Origin of the sequence: Nocardia sp. FDAARGOS_372 (assembly GCF_002554515.1) — a bacterium.
Taxonomy (GTDB): domain Bacteria; phylum Actinomycetota; class Actinomycetes; order Mycobacteriales; family Mycobacteriaceae; genus Nocardia; species Nocardia farcinica.
In genome coordinates, this window is record NZ_PDDW01000002.1 from 48,748 (window position 1) to 65,351 (window position 16,604).

At 68.9% G+C, this 16,604-nt stretch carries 16 protein-coding genes; 12 read left to right on the forward strand and 4 right to left on the reverse strand.

What is annotated here, in order from left to right; genetic code table 11:
- Both CRM89_RS29775 and CRM89_RS29780 read left to right on the forward strand, forming a co-directional pair.
- Entirely contained in the window at positions 1-411 is a 411-nt protein-coding gene (locus CRM89_RS29775; protein ID WP_011212395.1) for an arsenate reductase ArsC, read from the forward strand.
- 90 nt (positions 412-501) lie between these two features.
- Complete coding sequence (locus CRM89_RS29780) at positions 502-936, forward strand: DUF6640 family protein (RefSeq protein ID WP_011212396.1); 435 nt, start codon at positions 502-504, stop codon at positions 934-936.
- On the opposite strand, the gene CRM89_RS29785 is transcribed toward CRM89_RS29780, so the two are convergent.
- Positions 910-1,296: a site-specific integrase gene (locus tag CRM89_RS29785; RefSeq protein ID WP_228811414.1), complete on the reverse strand. Its 387-nt coding sequence runs from the start codon at positions 1,294-1,296 to the stop codon at positions 910-912. The genes CRM89_RS29780 and CRM89_RS29785 overlap by 27 nt on opposite strands.
- Positions 1,297-1,428: 132 nt before the next feature.
- Between CRM89_RS29785 and CRM89_RS29790 the strand changes: the two genes are divergently transcribed.
- A complete protein-coding gene (locus CRM89_RS29790; protein WP_011212398.1) occupies positions 1,429-4,446 on the forward strand; it encodes a Tn3 family transposase in 3,018 nt (1,005 codons plus the stop codon).
- A gap of 19 nt (positions 4,447-4,465) precedes the next feature.
- Here the strand turns inward: CRM89_RS29790 and CRM89_RS29795 are convergent, their stop codons facing one another.
- Positions 4,466-5,113 carry a TetR/AcrR family transcriptional regulator gene (locus tag CRM89_RS29795; RefSeq protein WP_011212399.1) on the reverse strand — a complete coding sequence of 216 codons (648 nt, stop codon included), beginning with the start codon at positions 5,111-5,113 and terminating at the stop codon, positions 4,466-4,468.
- Between the two features lie 187 nt (positions 5,114-5,300).
- Here CRM89_RS29795 and CRM89_RS29800 point away from each other — a divergent pair, with 187 nt between their 5' ends.
- The 8 genes from CRM89_RS29800 to CRM89_RS29830 all read left to right on the forward strand — a co-directional run bounded on the left by CRM89_RS29800 (position 5,301) and on the right by CRM89_RS29830 (position 14,727).
- On the forward strand, positions 5,301-6,824 hold the full coding sequence (locus CRM89_RS29800; protein WP_228788098.1) for an MFS transporter: 1,524 nt from the start codon (positions 5,301-5,303) through the stop codon (positions 6,822-6,824).
- A complete protein-coding gene (locus tag CRM89_RS31245) occupies positions 6,821-6,988 on the forward strand; it encodes a hypothetical protein (RefSeq protein WP_011212401.1) in 168 nt (55 codons plus the stop codon). Before CRM89_RS29800 ends, CRM89_RS31245 begins: the two co-directional genes overlap by 4 nt.
- Positions 6,989-7,009: 21 nt before the next feature.
- Positions 7,010-7,537, forward strand: a complete 528-nt coding sequence (locus tag CRM89_RS29805; protein ID WP_011212402.1) for a PaaI family thioesterase — start codon at positions 7,010-7,012, stop codon at positions 7,535-7,537.
- Positions 7,538-7,676: 139 nt separating this feature from the next.
- Positions 7,677-8,294, forward strand: a complete 618-nt coding sequence (locus CRM89_RS29810) for a recombinase family protein (RefSeq protein ID WP_040801230.1) — start codon at positions 7,677-7,679, stop codon at positions 8,292-8,294.
- Positions 8,295-8,438: 144 nt separating this feature from the next.
- A complete protein-coding gene (locus CRM89_RS29815) occupies positions 8,439-8,963 on the forward strand; it encodes a TraM recognition domain-containing protein (protein ID WP_011212404.1) in 525 nt (174 codons plus the stop codon).
- Positions 8,960-9,736, forward strand: coding sequence for a DUF4913 domain-containing protein (locus tag CRM89_RS31940; RefSeq protein ID WP_011212405.1), 777 nt, complete (start codon positions 8,960-8,962; stop codon positions 9,734-9,736). The genes CRM89_RS29815 and CRM89_RS31940 overlap by 4 nt, the downstream gene beginning before the upstream one ends.
- Entirely contained in the window at positions 9,736-12,582 is a 2,847-nt protein-coding gene (locus tag CRM89_RS29825) for a hypothetical protein (protein ID WP_011212406.1), read from the forward strand. The genes CRM89_RS31940 and CRM89_RS29825 overlap by 1 nt, the downstream gene beginning before the upstream one ends.
- 21 nt (positions 12,583-12,603) lie before the next feature.
- The gene (locus tag CRM89_RS29830) at positions 12,604-14,727 is read left to right on the forward strand and encodes an RRQRL motif-containing zinc-binding protein (RefSeq protein ID WP_011212407.1); all 2,124 of its coding nucleotides are present in this window, start codon (positions 12,604-12,606) and stop codon (positions 14,725-14,727) included.
- An 80-nt stretch (positions 14,728-14,807) separates the two neighbouring features.
- Here the strand turns inward: CRM89_RS29830 and CRM89_RS31250 are convergent, their stop codons facing one another.
- Positions 14,808-14,963 (reverse strand): hypothetical protein, encoded by a 156-nt coding sequence (locus CRM89_RS31250; protein WP_157838501.1) that lies wholly within the window; start codon positions 14,961-14,963, stop codon positions 14,808-14,810.
- 174 nt (positions 14,964-15,137) lie between these two features.
- Between CRM89_RS31250 and CRM89_RS29840 the strand changes: the two genes are divergently transcribed.
- The gene (locus CRM89_RS29840) at positions 15,138-15,917 is read left to right on the forward strand and encodes a hypothetical protein (RefSeq protein WP_011212409.1); all 780 of its coding nucleotides are present in this window, start codon (positions 15,138-15,140) and stop codon (positions 15,915-15,917) included.
- A 95-nt stretch (positions 15,918-16,012) separates the two neighbouring features.
- On the opposite strand, the gene CRM89_RS29845 is transcribed toward CRM89_RS29840, so the two are convergent.
- Positions 16,013-16,501, reverse strand: coding sequence for a hypothetical protein (locus CRM89_RS29845; RefSeq protein ID WP_127516413.1), 489 nt, complete (start codon positions 16,499-16,501; stop codon positions 16,013-16,015).
- Positions 16,502-16,604 lie beyond the last annotated feature (103 nt).

Below are 16,604 nucleotides of genomic sequence, written 5' to 3' on the forward strand. Positions count from 1 at the left end.
ATGACCACCAAGCCCAGCGTGTTGTTCGTCTGCGTCCACAACGCCGGACGCTCCCAGATGGCCGCCGGATTCCTGTCCCACCTCGCCGGCGACGCCATCGAGGTCCGCTCCGCCGGCAGCGCACCCGCCGATCAGATCAACCCGGCCGCGGTCGCGGCAATGGCCGAACTCGGCATCGACATCTCCGACCAGACCCCGAAGATCCTCACCTACGACGCCGTGGAAACCTCCGACGTCGTGATCACCATGGGCTGCGGGGACACCTGCCCGACCTTCCCCGGCGTCAGCTACCGCGACTGGGTGCTCGAAGACCCCGCAGGCAAGGGAGTCGAATCCGTCCGGCCGATCCGCGACGAAATCAAGGCTCGCGTGGAAGCCCTCGTCGCCGAACTCCTGCCCGCGCGCGCCTGAGGCCCGCCCCGCCCGGAGGCCGCGGCCACACACGGCTGCCGGCCTCCGGGCGGGAGTCCGATCCACTACAGGGCTGTAGGAACTCGTGAGATGACCACTCAGCGCAACCGTCACCACAGCACTGCACGCATTCTCGTCACCTACGTCGCCGTAGCCACAGCGCTCACCGCAGCACTGTCCGAGCTGCGCGACGACGCATGGCCCCCACACGCGAAACTCCATGCCGCCCAATACATCCTCGTCACGGTCGGGCTCAGTGTGATCGCGATGGTCCTGCTGTGGCAGCGCGGAAGCGGGGCACGAACACCCGTGATCACGGCCTGCTCGATCCTGGCCACGCCATGGCTGGGCCTGCTGGCTGCACCACTGTTTCCCGGCACCTCCTTGCACAAACCCCGACCGGACAACCCCCTGCTCCTCGGCCTACACCCGCAGCTACTCCTGGCCACTGTCATGCTGGCGCTGCTGCTCGCCGCCGTCGCGCTCACCACCCGAGCATCAACGACCGGAACGGCGGCGCGCTGACGGGTCGCTGTCGGCTTGGAACCGGCGAAGCCCCTCGTCGGAGACCCGCGCGTACTTCACCAGGCTGCGCACCGAGGTATGCCCGGACAGTTTCATCAGCACCGGCGTCGAGGCACCGTCCTCCGCGGCGTGGGTCAGCCGGGAATGGCGCAGCTGGTGCAGCGTGTAGGGGCCGTCGTCGAAGGCGAGGGTGTGCGACTCGAACAGCTCGGCCGCCCGCCGATACGACAGCCGCGCCCGCCCCGTACTCGGGTCGACATCGTTGACCGCTACCGAGGGCCGGGCCTTGCGGTCGGTCAGGAACACCGGCCCGGACTTGCGCCCGGCCAGCATCCTGGGCAGTAGGGGTAGCCGTAGCATCCGCCGAAAATCAGGCGGATATGGCGTAGCCGCCTGGTAGGCATCGGGTTTCGGGTTCGGCATGCGCTGTCGGCTGGTTGGTGCTTGGCTGCCGGTGATGGTGTTGGTCGGCGCTGGTGGAGGCTGGGGTTCGTGGCGACGCGGATGTTCGCGGACGAGGAATTGGAACGTCTGCGGGGATTCCCGGAGATCAGCCGCGAGGAGCTGTTTCGATACTTCACGCTCACGTCGGCGGATCTGGCGTTCGTGGATCCGGGCCGCGGCCGGGGACCGGCCGAACGGCTGGGCTTGGCGATCGCGTTGTGTACGCTGCCGTGGCTGGGATTCGTGCCGGATCGGCTGGTCACGGCCCCACCGGTGGCGGTTGCTCGTATCGCCGAGCAGTTGCGGGTGGATCCGGTGGTGATCGGTGCCTATGGCAGGCGAGCCAAGACCCGCACCGAGCATGTGCGCCTGGCCGCGCGGTACCTGGGATGGCGTGCGGCCGGTGCGCTGGAGTTCAAGGAGCTCGATGAGTTCCTGCTGGCGCGGGCGATGGAGCACGATTCGCCGACTCTGTTGTTCCGGCTGGGGTGTGAGTATCTGATCTCGGCGAAGGTGATCCGGCCGGGCCCTGTCACCGTGGTGGAGCGGGTCGCCCACGCCCGGCACCAGGCCCAGACCGAAACCTATGATCGGCTCGCTCACGAGTTCACTGCGGCGCGGTGTGCGGAGTTGGACGGCTTGCTGGTGACCGACGCGTCGCTGGGGATTTCGCGGTTGCGGTGGCTGTCGACGGGGCCGGTGGAGGCGTCGGCGGCTGCGGTCCGCGCTGAGGTCGACAAGCTGGGGTTTCTGCGGGGTTTGGGTGCTGATCGGCTGGATATGTCGGTGCTGCCCGCCGAGCGGCGCCGGTTCTTGGCCACGATGGGCCGGCGTCTGAGTCCGCAAGCCCTGGAGCGTCGGGATCCGCAGCGCCGGTATCCGATCCTGCTCACGGTGCTGGCCCAGTCGGGCACCGATGTGCTCGATGAGGTCGTGGCGTTGTTCGATCAGGCGATCTCGGCGAAGTTCGGTGCCGCCGAACGGAAGATGCAGCAGCAGCTGGCCGAGCGCGGCAAGACCGGCGAGGACCGCCAGGCGCTGCTGGACGATCTCCTGGAAATCGTCACCGACCCGACGGTGGCTGATGAGGAGATCGGCGCGCTGATCCGCGGCGAGAAGATCGGGTGGGAGCGCCTGCGCGCGGCGATCGCCCAGGCCGAACCCAGGTTGCCGCGTGATCACGGGCATCTGGCAGCGCTGGATTCCTCCTACAACTATCTGCGCCAGTTCACCCCCGCAGTGCTCGAGGCGGTGCGCTTCGCCGGCGGCACCGCCGCTACCGAGCTGCTGATCGCGGTGAACATGCTGCGGGAGCTGAACGCGACCGGGCGGCGCAAGGTCTTCGACGACGCCCCGACCGGGTTCGTGCCGATGAAATGGCGCGGCTACCTCGACGAGGCCGCCCGAAAATCGGGCAGCGCCACCGCGTATCGGCACTACTGGGAGTTGTGCGTGCTGCTGGGTTTGCGTGACGGGCTGCGCAGTGGGGATGTGTTCGTGCCCGGCTCGCGCCGCTACGCCGACCCGGCCGCCTACCTGCTCACCACTGGGCAGTGGGAACCGCAACGCGGAGAGTTCTGCCGCCTGGTCGGGCGATCCGCCGATCCCGGCGTCGCGCTGGCGGCCGTGGTCGCCGAACTGCACGATGCGGTCGGTGAGCTGGAGGCGGTGCTGGCCGGCGGGGACGGCCCGGTCAGGGTGGACGAGGGCGGGGATCTGGTGATCTCGCCGCTAAGCGCGGAAGATGTTCCCGCCGAGGCGATCGCGCTCAAGGCCGAGCTGACCGAGATGCTGCCGTTCGCGCCGATCGTTTCCTTGTTGATCGAGTTGGACAAGCGCACCGGCTACCTGGACTGCTTCACCCACGCCGGCGGCCAGGCCACCCGCACACCAGAGCTCAAACGCAATCTGATCGCGGTACTGCTGGCGCACTCGACGAACCTGGGGTTGACCCGGATGGCCGAGGCGTGCGGGATCACCTACGACATCCTGGCCTGGACCGATGAGTGGTATGTGCGCGAGGAGACCCTGCGCGCGGCCAACCTCACGCTGATCGACTACCATCAGCGGCTGCCGCTGACCGCGGTGTTCGGTGCCGGAACGCTGTCGTCGAGCGACGGGCAGCGGTTCCCGACGCGCGGGAAATCAACCACGGCCAGGCCGTTGAGCCGGTATTTCGCCAGCGAGGGCCTGTCGACCTACACCCATGTCACCGATCAGCATGCCACCTACGGCACCAAGGTGATCGTGGCGACCAAACGCGAAGCCCATTACGTGCTCGATGAGATCCTGGGCAACGCCGCGGATCTGCCGATCACCGAGCACGCCACCGACACCCACGGGGTCACCCTGGTCAACTTCGGGTTGTTCGACCTGCTCGGGATGCAGCTCTCGCCACGGATCCGGGATCTGGGCCGGATCACCCTGTACCGGCCGGGCCCGCGCGCGCAGGCCGAGGCCCGGTTCCCGCACGCGGGCCCGCTGATGACCCGCAAGGCCAACCTGGGTTTGATCGCCGAGCACTGGGACGATCTGCTGCGGTTGGCCGGATCGCTGAAGTTCGGGCACGCCACCGCGTCGCTGCTGGTCGGCAAGCTGTCGGCGTCGGGGCGGCAGAACACTCTGGCCGCGGCGCTCAAGGAGTACGGAGCGCTGCGGCGCACCATCTACGCCGCGAGGTACCTCTCCGATCCGGACTATCGGCGCAAGATCTCGCGGCAGCTCAACAAGGGCGAGTCGCTGCACGCGCTGCGCCGCGACCTGCTCTATGCCCACGAGGGGATGATTCGGGCGCGCCATCTCGAGGACCAGACCGAGCAAGCCTGGTGCCTGACCTTGGCGACCAACGCTGTGATCGCCTGGACCACAGAGTATTACGGGCTCGCTGTCGATCAGATGCGCCGCGCCGGGCAGCGTATCGATGACGAGGTCCTGGCCCATCTTTCCCCAGCGCACAGTGCCAACATCAACTTCTTCGGCGCGATCGAGGTCGACATCGACGCCGAGCTGGCCCAGCTGGGCCCGACCGGGTACCGGCCGCTGCGGGTGCGTGACACCTTGTTCTGACTGCGCGGCCGATCTGTGGTTACGGTCTGCCGGTGCCGGTCGGGCTGGTTGATGCGGTGGCTGTTGAGTGAGCGGTGAGGAAGTTGTCGACGAGCCGGGCGCAGTCGTCGTGGTCGATGGTGCGTAGTCCGGTGAGGCGGGCGAACACGATCGGGCCGAGGAGTTCGATGATGGCGAAGGTGGTGTCGAGTTCGCCGAGTGTGGCGCGGGCGTCGGGGCTGGTGAGGATCTGGTCGAACGGTCGGCGGTATTGCTCGATGACGCGGGCGCGTAGTGAGGTGAGCGCGGCCGGGTCGGTGTGGTTGTCGTCGATGGATCCCATGGCCAGCCAGGCCAGGGTGGTCATCTGTACCGGGGCCTGTTCGATGAGGTCGGCTTGGGTGGTGAGCAGCGTGAGGAGCTGCTCGCGTACCGGGGTGGTGCCGGTGGGGGCGTCGACGTGGGGGAGCAGCCGTTCGAAGGTCGCCGCGAGCAGATGGGTGGTGCTGCCGAAGTGCCGGTAGAGGGTGGCGCGCGCGACTTTCGATACGCGGGTGACCGCTTCGACGGTGACCGCCTCGACACCGCCGGTGGACAGCAGATGGGTGGCCGCGTCGAGCAACCGGTTGCGTGAGCGTGCCAGCCGCGGATCGGCCTGCTCGTCGTCCGCGGGGTGCGGGTCGGTCATGGACGCGTGTTCCTCCGGTTCGTGCCGTGCGGCTGTGGGTGTGAGTGGACTCTATCCCACACCCCGACCCCTATGATACGAATGGTCTCGCACAGAGACTATCGGTCTCTAAAGTCGGGAGGTGCCGGTGGACACGCCTGGGACGGACACTGTCGAGATCGCCCGGTGGACCCGGGCCGAGTGGTGGATGCTGACGGTGTCGTGCCTGGCGGTGGCGCTGGTGGTCGCGGCGATGGCGGCGTTGTATTCGGCGTTGCCGCAGATCGCGGTCGCGACCGGGGCCACCCAAGCTCAGCTGACCTGGATCGTCGACGGCTACACACTGGTGCTGGCGTGTCTGGTGCTGCCCGCCGGCGCCGTCGGTGACCGTTACGGGCGCCGTGTGGTGCTGGTGGCGGGGTTGGTGGTGTTCGCCGCCGCCTCGGCGCTGCCGCTGCTGCTGGACGAGCCGGTGTGGCTGATCGCGACGCGCGCGCTGGCCGGGGCGGGCGCGGCGCTGGTGATGCCCTCGACGCTGTCGATCCTGACCGCGGGGTTCGCCCCTGTTCATCGCGGCCGGGCGGTCGGGATATGGGCCGGGGTCGCCGGATCCGGGGCGGTGCTGGGGATCCTCGGTGCCGGGGTGCTGCTCGAACGATGGTCGTGGCCCTCGGTGTTCGTCGGGTTGACCGTGGCCGGGACGGTGCTGGCGGTGCTGGCGTGCACCATCGCCGAATCCCGCCACCGTGAGCATCCGCCGGTGGACTGGGTCGGCGCGGGCACGGTGGCGGTCGCGGTCGCCGCGATCGTGTTCGCCGCGATCGAGGTCCCCGCACGCGGCTGGGCCGACCCGCTCGTCGCCGCCGCGGCCGGGATCGGTGTGGCCGCGGCGGTGGCGTTCGTGGTCGTCGAACTGCGCAGCGCGGCGCCGCTGCTGGACGTGCGGTTGTTCACCCGCCGCGGTTTCGGTGCCGGGTCGCTGTCGGTGACCATCCAGTTCCTGGTCACCTTCGGAGTGTTCCTGCTGCTGGTGCAGTACCTGCAGCTGATCTTCGGTTACGGGCCGCTGGCCTCGGCGCTGGCACTGGCGCCGATGGTGGTGCCGCTGGTCGCGATCTCGGTGATCGCGCCGTGGCTGTCGAGCCTGGTCGGATTACGGGTGATGACCGTGACCGGCCTGCTCACCATCGCCGCCGGGCTGGTGCTGGTGAGCCGGTTGACCCTCGCCGCAAACTATCCCGACCTGCTGTGGCCGCTGCTGATCATGAGCGCGGGCCTGGGATTGTGCACCGCCCCGGCAACCTATGCCATCGTCGCCGACACCCCAGAGGCCAAACACGGGGTCGCCGCCGCGGTCAACGACGCCGCCCGCGAGATCGGCGCCGCGATCGGGATCGCCGTGGCCGGCAGCGTCCTCGCCGCCGGCTACACCCACCGCATCCAGCCCGCCTTGGCCCGGCTACCCGAGCCCGCCCGCGGCCCGGTCGCCGATTCCCTGGCCGCCGCCCTGCAAGTCGCCGACCAGGCCGGACCGGTGGCCGCGCCGCTGGCCGAGTTCGCCCAAGCCGCGTTCGTGCACGGCAGCGGCCAGGCCGCGCTCGCACTGGCCGCCCTCACCACCGCCACAGCGATCGTGCTGGCCGTCCTGGCCCCCGGCCGCACACCGCGCCCGCACACCAGGACGCCCTCACCGGCACCGCACTCCCCTCCTGGTGAAAGACGCCCGTCATGATGGGCTACCGCACGAGCATCGTCGGCACCGACGGATCCGGCCCTGCCCGTACTGCGCCAGTTGGCTGTCACCACCGCCGGTCACCGCTGCTGGCCCGGCTGCTGTCCACCCCACCGATCGAGCTCGACGGCAAAGCCCACTGCGACATCCTCATCACCGCCTAAACACACTCACAGAAAGCGCCCATGACCGAGAACACACCCAGCACTGACACACCCGAGCCCCGGCAGGTCCCGGACTGGATCCCCGCCTTCCCCGTGCTCGCACCCGACTCCGTCGACCTGCCGCCCCACCACGACCACTGCCTGGGCTGCGGACCGGCCAATCCCCACGGCCACCGGCTACGCGCCCGACGCGACGCACACGGCGTCTACGCCCACCACCGCTTCGACTCCCGCCACGTCGGCGCCCCAGCGATCGCCCACGGCGGCGCGGTCGCCACCGTCCTCGACGAACTGTTCGGACTCCTGCTCTACACCGTCGGGGAACCCGCCGTCACCCGCCACCTCGCCATCGACTACCTCGCCCCGATCCTGCTCGACACCCCCTACACCCTCCGCGCCCACATCCACTCCCGCGACGGCCGCAAACTCCACCTGAAAGCCACCATCGAAAACGACCGCGCCCACGTGGTCACCACCGCCACCGCCCTGTTCCTCATCGTCGACGTCAACCACTTCCTCACCCCACAACACACCCCCACACACCGATAACACCCCCCTGACCTGTTCCGTAACCCGATCCGTAACCGGAACACCACGCAGAACGAACATCGGCCCAGCACACCGGTGTTCCGTAGAGGTGTTCCGCAAACTGTGCCGGTCAACCCCCGCCATCTGGAACACTTTCGGCATGGGTGAGCCGTTCCGCATCGGATACTGCCGCTGCTCCACCGACGAACAAGACGTCGAGATCCAAACCGAACAACTACTGGCGCTCGGAGTGCCGCGCGAGCGGATCTTCATCGACAAAGGGTTCTCCGGGACCACCCGCAAGAACCGGGCCGGCCTGGACAACGCACTCGCCGCCGCCACCTCCGCCGCAGCGGCCATCGACGAGCGACAGGTAGTGCTGACCACGACGAAGTTCGACCGATTCGCACGCAACATGGCCGAAGCAGGCCAGACCCTGACCGAACTGCGCGAGCGCGATGTGCTGTTCGGACTCGGGAGCTCGATCTACGACTGGGCAGACCCGTTCGGCAAGCTGTTCCTGCAAACCCTCGCCATGGTCGCCGAATTCGAAGCCAACCTCAACCACCTACGCACCCGCGAGGGCATGGCCAAAGCCCGCGCAAAAGGCAGACTCAAAGGCAAACAGCCGAAACTACCTCTCACGGCACGGAAAACAATCCACCGCCGCTACCACGACCCCGCCGACGACGCGAGCCTCGCTGACCTCGCCGAGGAATACAGCGTCGGCCGCTCCACCATCCACCGCATCGTCAGCAATGCTCCACCACGAGCCTGAGAATTCACCAGCCTGTCGTAAAGACCCCGCTACTTCGCACTTCCTGACAACCCTTGGGTTGCGGGCCCTTACGTCCCACACGAGTCCTGACCCGAATCGGATCGTCGGCGAGCTGGGCGGATACGCCGCGCCCACCAGGAGCCGGTGGCGAGACAGACGATCGTTTCAACCCAACAGGCCGAGCGGATCATCGACCAGACACAACGCCATATCCGCCCGATTTTCGGCAAATGCTACGGCTACCCCGGTGTGCGCTGCTGGGGCGAGGACGGCATGAAGGCGCTGTGGTCGGCGGCGAATGTGAAGGTCATCGGCGGCGGCCTGGACGACGAAGCGTTCCTTCGCGCCCGCTCGGAGTTGATCGGCCCGCACTACGAGCAGTCGGTCTCGGTCAGCAAAGCCCAGGGCGGGCACCGCTCGCACTCGGTGTCGCGGACCACCGAAATCACCCTGCACCCGAGTGATCTGGCGGCGATGCCGCGCGGGCGGTGCGTGGTGTTCACCTCCGGCAACCGGGCCACGCTCGCCCAGACCGTGCCCTGGATGGACCGCCCCTACGCCGCCCAAATCGCCGCCGCTCTCGACGAACTCGCCAACGCCACCGAGCCCGTGCGGCCGCGGTTGCAGGTGGTGCCGCCACTGTCCGACCAGAAAGGCAAAACCGCATGACCAGCACCGATATCCCGACCAGCAGCAGCGACATCGACATCGACCTCACCACCCTCGACACCGACACCGACACCGGGGCAGGGGCCGGGGCGGGGGTCGGTGGGGTGGTGGAGCTGACCGAGGCGTTGACCGGTGCGGTCCGCAAAGCGATCGCTTCCCAGGTCGCCGAGGCCGCCCAGCTCATCGCCAAGGGCGCACTCGATGAGGTCCTCACCGAGGAGGTCGCCGAGGAGATGCGGGTCGCGGCGGTGCGTGACGCGCTGGCCGCGGTCGACCCCCAGCAGGGTGAGGACCCGGTCGAGAAGCTGAAGTACCGCAACCTGGAGCTGTTCGTCTCCGAGTTCCTCGCCCGCGTCTACCGCCGCGAGGTCACCCGGGAGGGGAGCCAGAAGAAGGCTCGCTGGTGCCCGGTGTGGTGGGACCACGGTGAGGCCGTGGCCCGGTTGGCGGCGTTGTGGCGGTCCTTCGAGCGGATGCGCCAGGGCGACGGGGTGGAGATGTCGGTGTGGTGGCTGCACCACGCCGACCCGATGATGGACCGCCTGCTCGATCCCGAGAACGGGCCGTTCCGCTACTGCTCGGTCGCCGATGGGCATGTGCGGCGCCTGACCAAGCTGCCGGTCGTGGAGATCCCCGACGCGCTGAAGTTCGCCGACGGCTACATCGAGGACCAGCAGCCCGACACCACCACGGCGGCGCTGCCGGTGACGAGTCTCTACCTGCCGCCCGCCACCGGGCAGGCCCGCCGGGTGGTCATCCGGGAGTTTCCCTGATGGCCGTCCCAGCACATGAGGCGGGTCGGGGGTCGTGGGTGCGGGTCACCACCGCGCTGGAGCAGGTGGTGGGCCCGGGCCGTCCGTCAGGGTCGTGGACGAAGTACTGCTGCCCGGTGCACGAGGGTGATGGTCGTCATCATCGGCCGTCGTTGTCGGTGAAGTATTTCGGCGACGCCGGCCGCACGAAGGTCCGCTGCCAGGCCGGGTGTGAGGACGAACTGGTTCTCGACGCGGTCGGGCTGCGGGTGGCCGACCTCTACGACACCCCGTTGCGGCGCGGTGAGCGTGGGGCGCGGTCCGGTCCGGCCCGGCGCCCAGCCAAGCGGGCGGAATCCCGATCCGATCGTGCCCTGCGCGCGGCGGGCATCCCGGCGCACAAACCCAAACGTGACCTCGGCGCGCAGGTTTCGCCGTGGAGGTCGACCGCCACCTACACCTACGTCCGCGCTGACGGCACCGTCGCCGGTGAGGTCATCCGCCGCGAGGCCGATTTCGAGGGTGGGCGGGACAAGTCGTTCTCCCAACGCTCCTGGAACTCCCGGCACGGTGGTTGGGAGCGCACCGGTTTCGACAAGATCCCGTTCCAGCTGCCGCAGGTTCGTGAAGCGATCGCCGCCGGGCGCACCATCTACCTCGTCGAGGGGGAGAAGGACGCCCTCAACGCCGCCGCAGCGGGGTTGGTGGCCACCACCAACGCCGGCGGCGCCTCGGGGTGGTCGCCCGAGCATGCCGAGTGGCTGCGTGGGGCGCGCACCGTGGTTATCGTCGCCGACCGCGACGCGCCGGGCTTTCACCGCGCCGACCGGGTCATGGCCACCCTGTCCGGGCTGGTGGGACGGGTGCGGGTGGTGCAGGCCGCCACCGGCAAGGACCTCACCGACCATCTCGAGGCCGGGCATCGGATCGCTGATTTGGTGCCGATCCCGTACCTGGACCCCTACACCCGCGCCCTGACCGCCGTGCCCACCCCGCCGGCCACCACGACCGCGGCGGTGGCCGGACCGGCCCCACCGCCCTCTGCGGTGTCGCCCGCGCCCGAGTTCCCCGCCGAAACGCCCTCTCCCCAAGGACATCCGATGCCTGAATCCTTGCTCACTCCCGCCGCCGAGACGACACCGCATTCCGACGAGGTCGACCACATGCACAGTCAGTGGTCGGTGTTCATGAAGTTGCTGATGCAGCAGATGCTGCTGATGGCGACCAAAGCCGTCCACCAGCGCGCGGCCGCCGCCGCCGAGGCGGCCCGCAAGTCCGAACAAGCCGCCCGCGACGCCGAGGAACGCGCCGCCGCGGAGATGGCCGCTGTCGAAGTCCGGCTGCGCAAACTGCGCCAGAAGGGCTACGACACCGCCTCACGCACCGAGATCGCCGACGCGGTGCGCGACGCCGCGACGTGGGGCGATCAGAGCGAGGTCGCCGGAAACGAACTCGGCCACCTGGCCCTGCACGTCTCGCGCCGTTGGGGTGTGGAGCTCGACCTCGACACTGGGCAGGCCAGTATCGCCCCCGGCACCGATGCCCAGCGGTTGGCCGAGATCGAGCAGGACCGCGCCGCTGCCGCCCGCGCCCGCAAAGCCCAAGACCGGATGGTCGAGATGGTCGCGCGTGAAGACGATCTCGACGAGTCGGCGAAGGTGGGAATCTACGCCGCGATCGAGTCCTGGCGCGCCGATCCCAGCGCCGAGAAGCTCGACGCGCTGACCCGCCAGCTCAAAGACCGCAAGGTCCCCCAGCAGACCCGCACCCGGTTGCGGTTCGTCGCCGCCTACCTCGGCACCCCCGCCGCGATCGGTGATGAGGAAAACGCCGACATCAAGACGGTGTCGGCGGCTGAGGAGTTGAGTCGTCACGCCACACCGTTGGTGGATCCAGGGGAGGAGGCCAAGCCGCGCATCGACAAACTGCTCGAGACCTATCAGGAGCAGCTGAAGGTGGGGGCGGACACCAGCGAGGTGCGTGAGGAACTCGCGCGTGAGGTCGCGGTCCTGACCGTGGAGGACCAGGAAGCCGCCCGCGCCCGCGGGAAGGCGATCCGCGCCAACCCCGCCGGGGCCTATCCGCGGATGTGGCCCGATCACGTCGACCGCGACGAACTCGACGAACACATCCGCGTCTACGCGCTCCTCGCGCCGAAAGCCGAACAAGCCGCCGGTAAGGCCGGAGACCTCGACGATGTCACCGCCACCCAGCTGGCCAAGCAGGCCGCCAGCCACAAGACCGCGATCCGCAAAGCCCTCACCGACGGCAAAGGCCTCCACGATCTGGAGCGCGATCAGATCAAGGCCGTGCTGCGGGATGTGGAGGCAGGCAAACCCACCGTGCCGGAGCAGTTGTTCGCCGACGACCGCTCCGCGGCGATCGTCGACATCCAACGCACCCAGCGCATCGCCTACAACACCCACCGGACCCAGCGCCGCGACCTGGACGAGATCCTCGATACCGGGGCGGTACCCGAACCGGTGCGCCAGCAGGTCCGTGAGCACCTCGACAACACCACCGGTGCGGTCGAGATGGCCCACCGTGGGGTCGCTGACGCCGCCTTCAAGTGGGCACGACGCCGGGAAGCGGTCATCGTCTCCCGCACCGCCGCCGTCATCGAAGCCGATGGCGGCTACGACAGCCCGCAACGAGCCCAAGCGATGCAGGAGCAGCTGCGCGCCGGCGGGCTCGACGACGACCAGATCGCCGAACGCATGGCCGCCGAATCCTCCTTCGCCACCCCGCCCTCGGCCGCGGCGAAGCCGCCCAAGCTCAACCCGCGCACCACCAGCCCCGGCGCCGGAATGCAGCGGATCAACCACCGCAACAAGAACAACGGCCCCGAACAGGGCAACGGCCGCTGAGGCCCGAGCTGCACGAAGCCGATGACCACGCCTGACCAGCAGCCCGCCACCTACCCGTGGCGGGCTGCCCCGTCCCACCTGAAAACCCGCCGCCAACTCCGCGACGCCGGCCTGTCACCCGGCGGCCAGGACGTCGCCGCGCTCATGGTCCGCCAGCGCCGCGGCCGCCGCCTGGTGGCCCACCTGTTCGACATCGCCCTCGCCCGCCCGAAACGAGTGCCCTCACCAGGGCAACTGGCGGCGATCGAGAAAGCCACCCGCACCCACCAGCTCCGCGCCGCCGAACGCCGCGGCTACACCGCCACCGACCTTCACACCCCCACCGACCTCGGACTGACCTGGTCCGAAACCCCCACCCTCCAGGAGGAAACCACTATGTCCACCAACGGATCCACCACCGGGCAGGTCCGGCCGCAGGGGCTCGGTCAGCGCAGGGCGTGGCTGCACGCCCTGGTCGCGACCAACCAAGCCCGCGACCGCCGTACCCGCCTCGACACCGACCTCGACCATGCCGCCCGCGCCGGTGGTGAGGTCGAGGCCGGGTACCTGGCCGGACTGCGCCGTGACCTCGACGCGGCCGAAACACGACTGTCGGCGGTCCGGGGGATCGGTGACCCCTACACCGACACCGCGCTGCTGGCCGATGCCCTGTACTGGTCGCCGGGCTCGGACACCGCCGCCCGGCTCGCCGAACAGATCACCAGCGGGCTGGCCGCCGAGTGGGGTGTGCACGTCGATCCCGAATCCTGGCAGGTGAGTATCGATCCCGGCTTCGACGCGGCCACCGCCCAGACCACCGCCGAAACCAGCGCGATGCGGGCACGGGAAGCCGCGATCGTCGACGTCGTCTCGGGGCTGGCGCTGCCCGACCACACCGCTGCCGCGGTCGACCAGGCGGTCCAGGCGTGGGCTGAGGCGACCCCGGCGGGCAGCAACGACTTGGCCACGCGGCGGGAGCAGCTGCGCGGGGAGCTGGCTGGCGTGCGGTGCGCCGACACCGACCGGGCACTGATCGAGTTCACCGTCGACTACCTGACCGACCACACCGCCGGGGTCGACCTGCTCGACACCCCGGTGCTCGTCGACCCCGGACAGGAAGTCCGGGGCCGGATACCGCGACTGCTGGAACGGTTCACCGAGGGCCGTATCGCCCCCGCGCAGGTCGCGGAAGAGATTGCGGTGATGACCGACGCCGATCAGCAGGCCGTGCGGGAGGTCGGCGCCGCGACCGTGCACGAGCTCGAACAGATCGGGTTCCAGGTGTGGCCGGGCTGGGCCGACCGCGACCAGGTCTTCGAGCAGCTGCACGAGTACGCGACCGAAGCCCGCGAGCATCACAGCGACATCGACTACCTCGCCACCCAAGACCTCACCGACGACGAACGCGAAAACCTCGGGGTCAGCGACGACATCGGTGCCCGCATCGAACGCATGACCGCCGCCCGCACCGAACTGCTCGACACCGCCACCACCAGCAAAGGATTGACCGCGGCCGAACGCCACCACCTCACCGCCGTCATCCGCGACATCGACACCGGCACCATCAACAGCGAATCCGAACTGCCGGAGCTGATGTGGGTCGACGAACGCAGCAAAGCCGCTGTCGATGAGAAACGCAGCTATGAACCTGGTCGCCGCCTGTCCAAGGCGGTCACCCAGGAAGTGACCCGACTGCTCAGCGACGCGGGTGTCGACCTGAGCCACCGTGATCACGGCAAACTCGCATCCTCGGTGTCGGCGATCGGCAGCACCCTGGACAGCGTGGCTTATGGCGGGTCGCTGCTGGGTTTGGACTCCGACCGCGAGGAATTCCTCACCCGACGCACCCGCCTCGGACAACACCTGCGCGACACCCGGATCGGCCCTGAGGCCATGACCACCATCCGTGAGGTCGTCGACGGTCACGCCCGCGACGCCGGCCAGGCCGGGCAGGCCGCGATCGAACGCCGCGGGCGGTGGAAGGACCGGATCACCGCGATCGCCGCCGCCCGCGACGACGCCATCGCCCAACGGCAAGCCGCCACCGCCGGCCACTCCACCAGGCCCCGCGCCTGCACCACCAGCCCGGCCATCACCACACAGGCCACCGGCCCGACCCGCCCACCGCGCATCCGGCACCTGCACGGTGAAGAGATCGGACGGTGATCGAAAGCAGGTAGTCCGCCACCCGTGACATAGATCAGCCCAGGGCGCGAACCCCTGGGCTGATCTACGTTCCGGGTCGGCTACTTCTTGCCGCCGTCCTTGGCTGCGCTGGACTGGGCGCGGGGCGCGAACCCGGACTTCGCCGACGACGATTCCGGGTTCTTCGCGGCCGCCGATTGGATGCGGGAGGCCGCCTCAGCGGTCATCTTGCCGCCGTCCTTGTCTGACTTCGACACGATCCTCTCCTTCCTCGGTTCCCCTACCCTTCCGGTGTAGCACCTCGGCGCGGGTCTCGACAGCCTGCTCGAAACCGGAATCAACACAGGTCAGAGGCAGGTTCGAGGCAGGGCGGAGCCGGTCCGGCAGCGATCGCCGGCGGAGATGTCGTTGCCTGCGTGCATCATTCAGTCATGGGGACAGGGCGGGAGCGTGTCGGCGCGGTGTGGTGCGAGAGCGATTACCGGTTGTTGTTCGAGGCGCTCGCGCTCGGCATGACCGATGAGGAGATCGCCGCACACATCGACCGTGAAGTCGGCGGGGTACGTAGTCGGGCACTGCTGCTGGTGGACAACGCCACCAGCAAGAAGGGTGCCCTGCCGATGCTGCGGCGGCTGGCCGAAGCACCCGACTTCGACTGGGACACCTGGGTACGTGAAGTCCACACCCGCGAGAACCTGCCCTACTGGGACACTGCCGCCGACGAGGCCCTGATCGGCCACTGGGCCGCCGAACCGCCCCCGCGTATCCAGCAGCTGTGCGAGCAGTTCGGTGTCGGTCAGGACGTCATCGCCCGCCGGGCGATCATCCTCGGGCTGGCGCAGACCCGCGCCGAGGTCGTCGACCGGTTCGGCGCCGCACCCGGCAGCGGCCTGGCCGTCAACGCTGTCCTGGCCAAGGACAAACTCGCGGCAGCGGTCGCCGTCCTGGTCGTCACCGACACCACCGGTGAGGTCCTGTACCTATCGCTGCACCCGACCACCGACGAGGCCACCACCAGCCTGCAAGACCTCACCACGACCCCGCTGGCCGCGATCCAGGGACGCTGGACGATCGGCACCCGGGTCGTCGGCGAAGGATCAGTCCGCCCCACCGACACCGGCACGTGGCCGGCCACCACCGAGTACATCCCCGCACCGCAGGAAAGGCCGTCGCGGTGGCGGCGCCTGCTGCGGCCGGTCCGGCAGGGCTGAGCGAACGGTCCGACACCGTAAGCAAGACCCACCAGCCCTGCCCAGGCCGAGACCGGATCCATCACCCTGCAGAGCAGTGCATACGGCGGGCCCGGCTAGCTGCCAACAGTCCAGAACGCCGCGGGCGGGTTCAAGGTGCCGTGATAGAGGACAACCTTGGCGACCTGATCGTCGGCTGGGACCTCGAAGGAAATGTAGCCCTCACGTCGTTCACCGGCGATCAAGGCTCCGGCGAGGCTGAGCTGCCCGCCGCTCGCAGAGTAGGGGTTGAACTGCTCGAGGCGGCGTCCAGCCGTGGTCAACACCTCGAACGTGCCCGGTACATAGCCATTTCCCTGCCTGCATGCGATGACGACATCCACCGTCCAGCGCCCATCGAGCGTCCGAGGATTGGACACGGTGTACTCGGCCAACTGCGTCTTGTCGGACAGATTCGCCCCACCCCATATCTTCAGCGTCCCGCCCAAAGGACTCGTCGGACCGGACTCCAAACCGGCGCTCGGCGCCGCTACCGGCGCGCTCGTCGCGGAGGACGTACTGGTCGTGTCAGAGGATCCGCAGCCAGCTGTCACGATCACCAGCACGGCAAGTACCGCTGTAGCGACATCCTGCTCATCCAGACAATTATTCGCCTCAGCTATAAATTTTGGAACCATCGATCGTGGGCCGACCCGAACGCCGAACAGA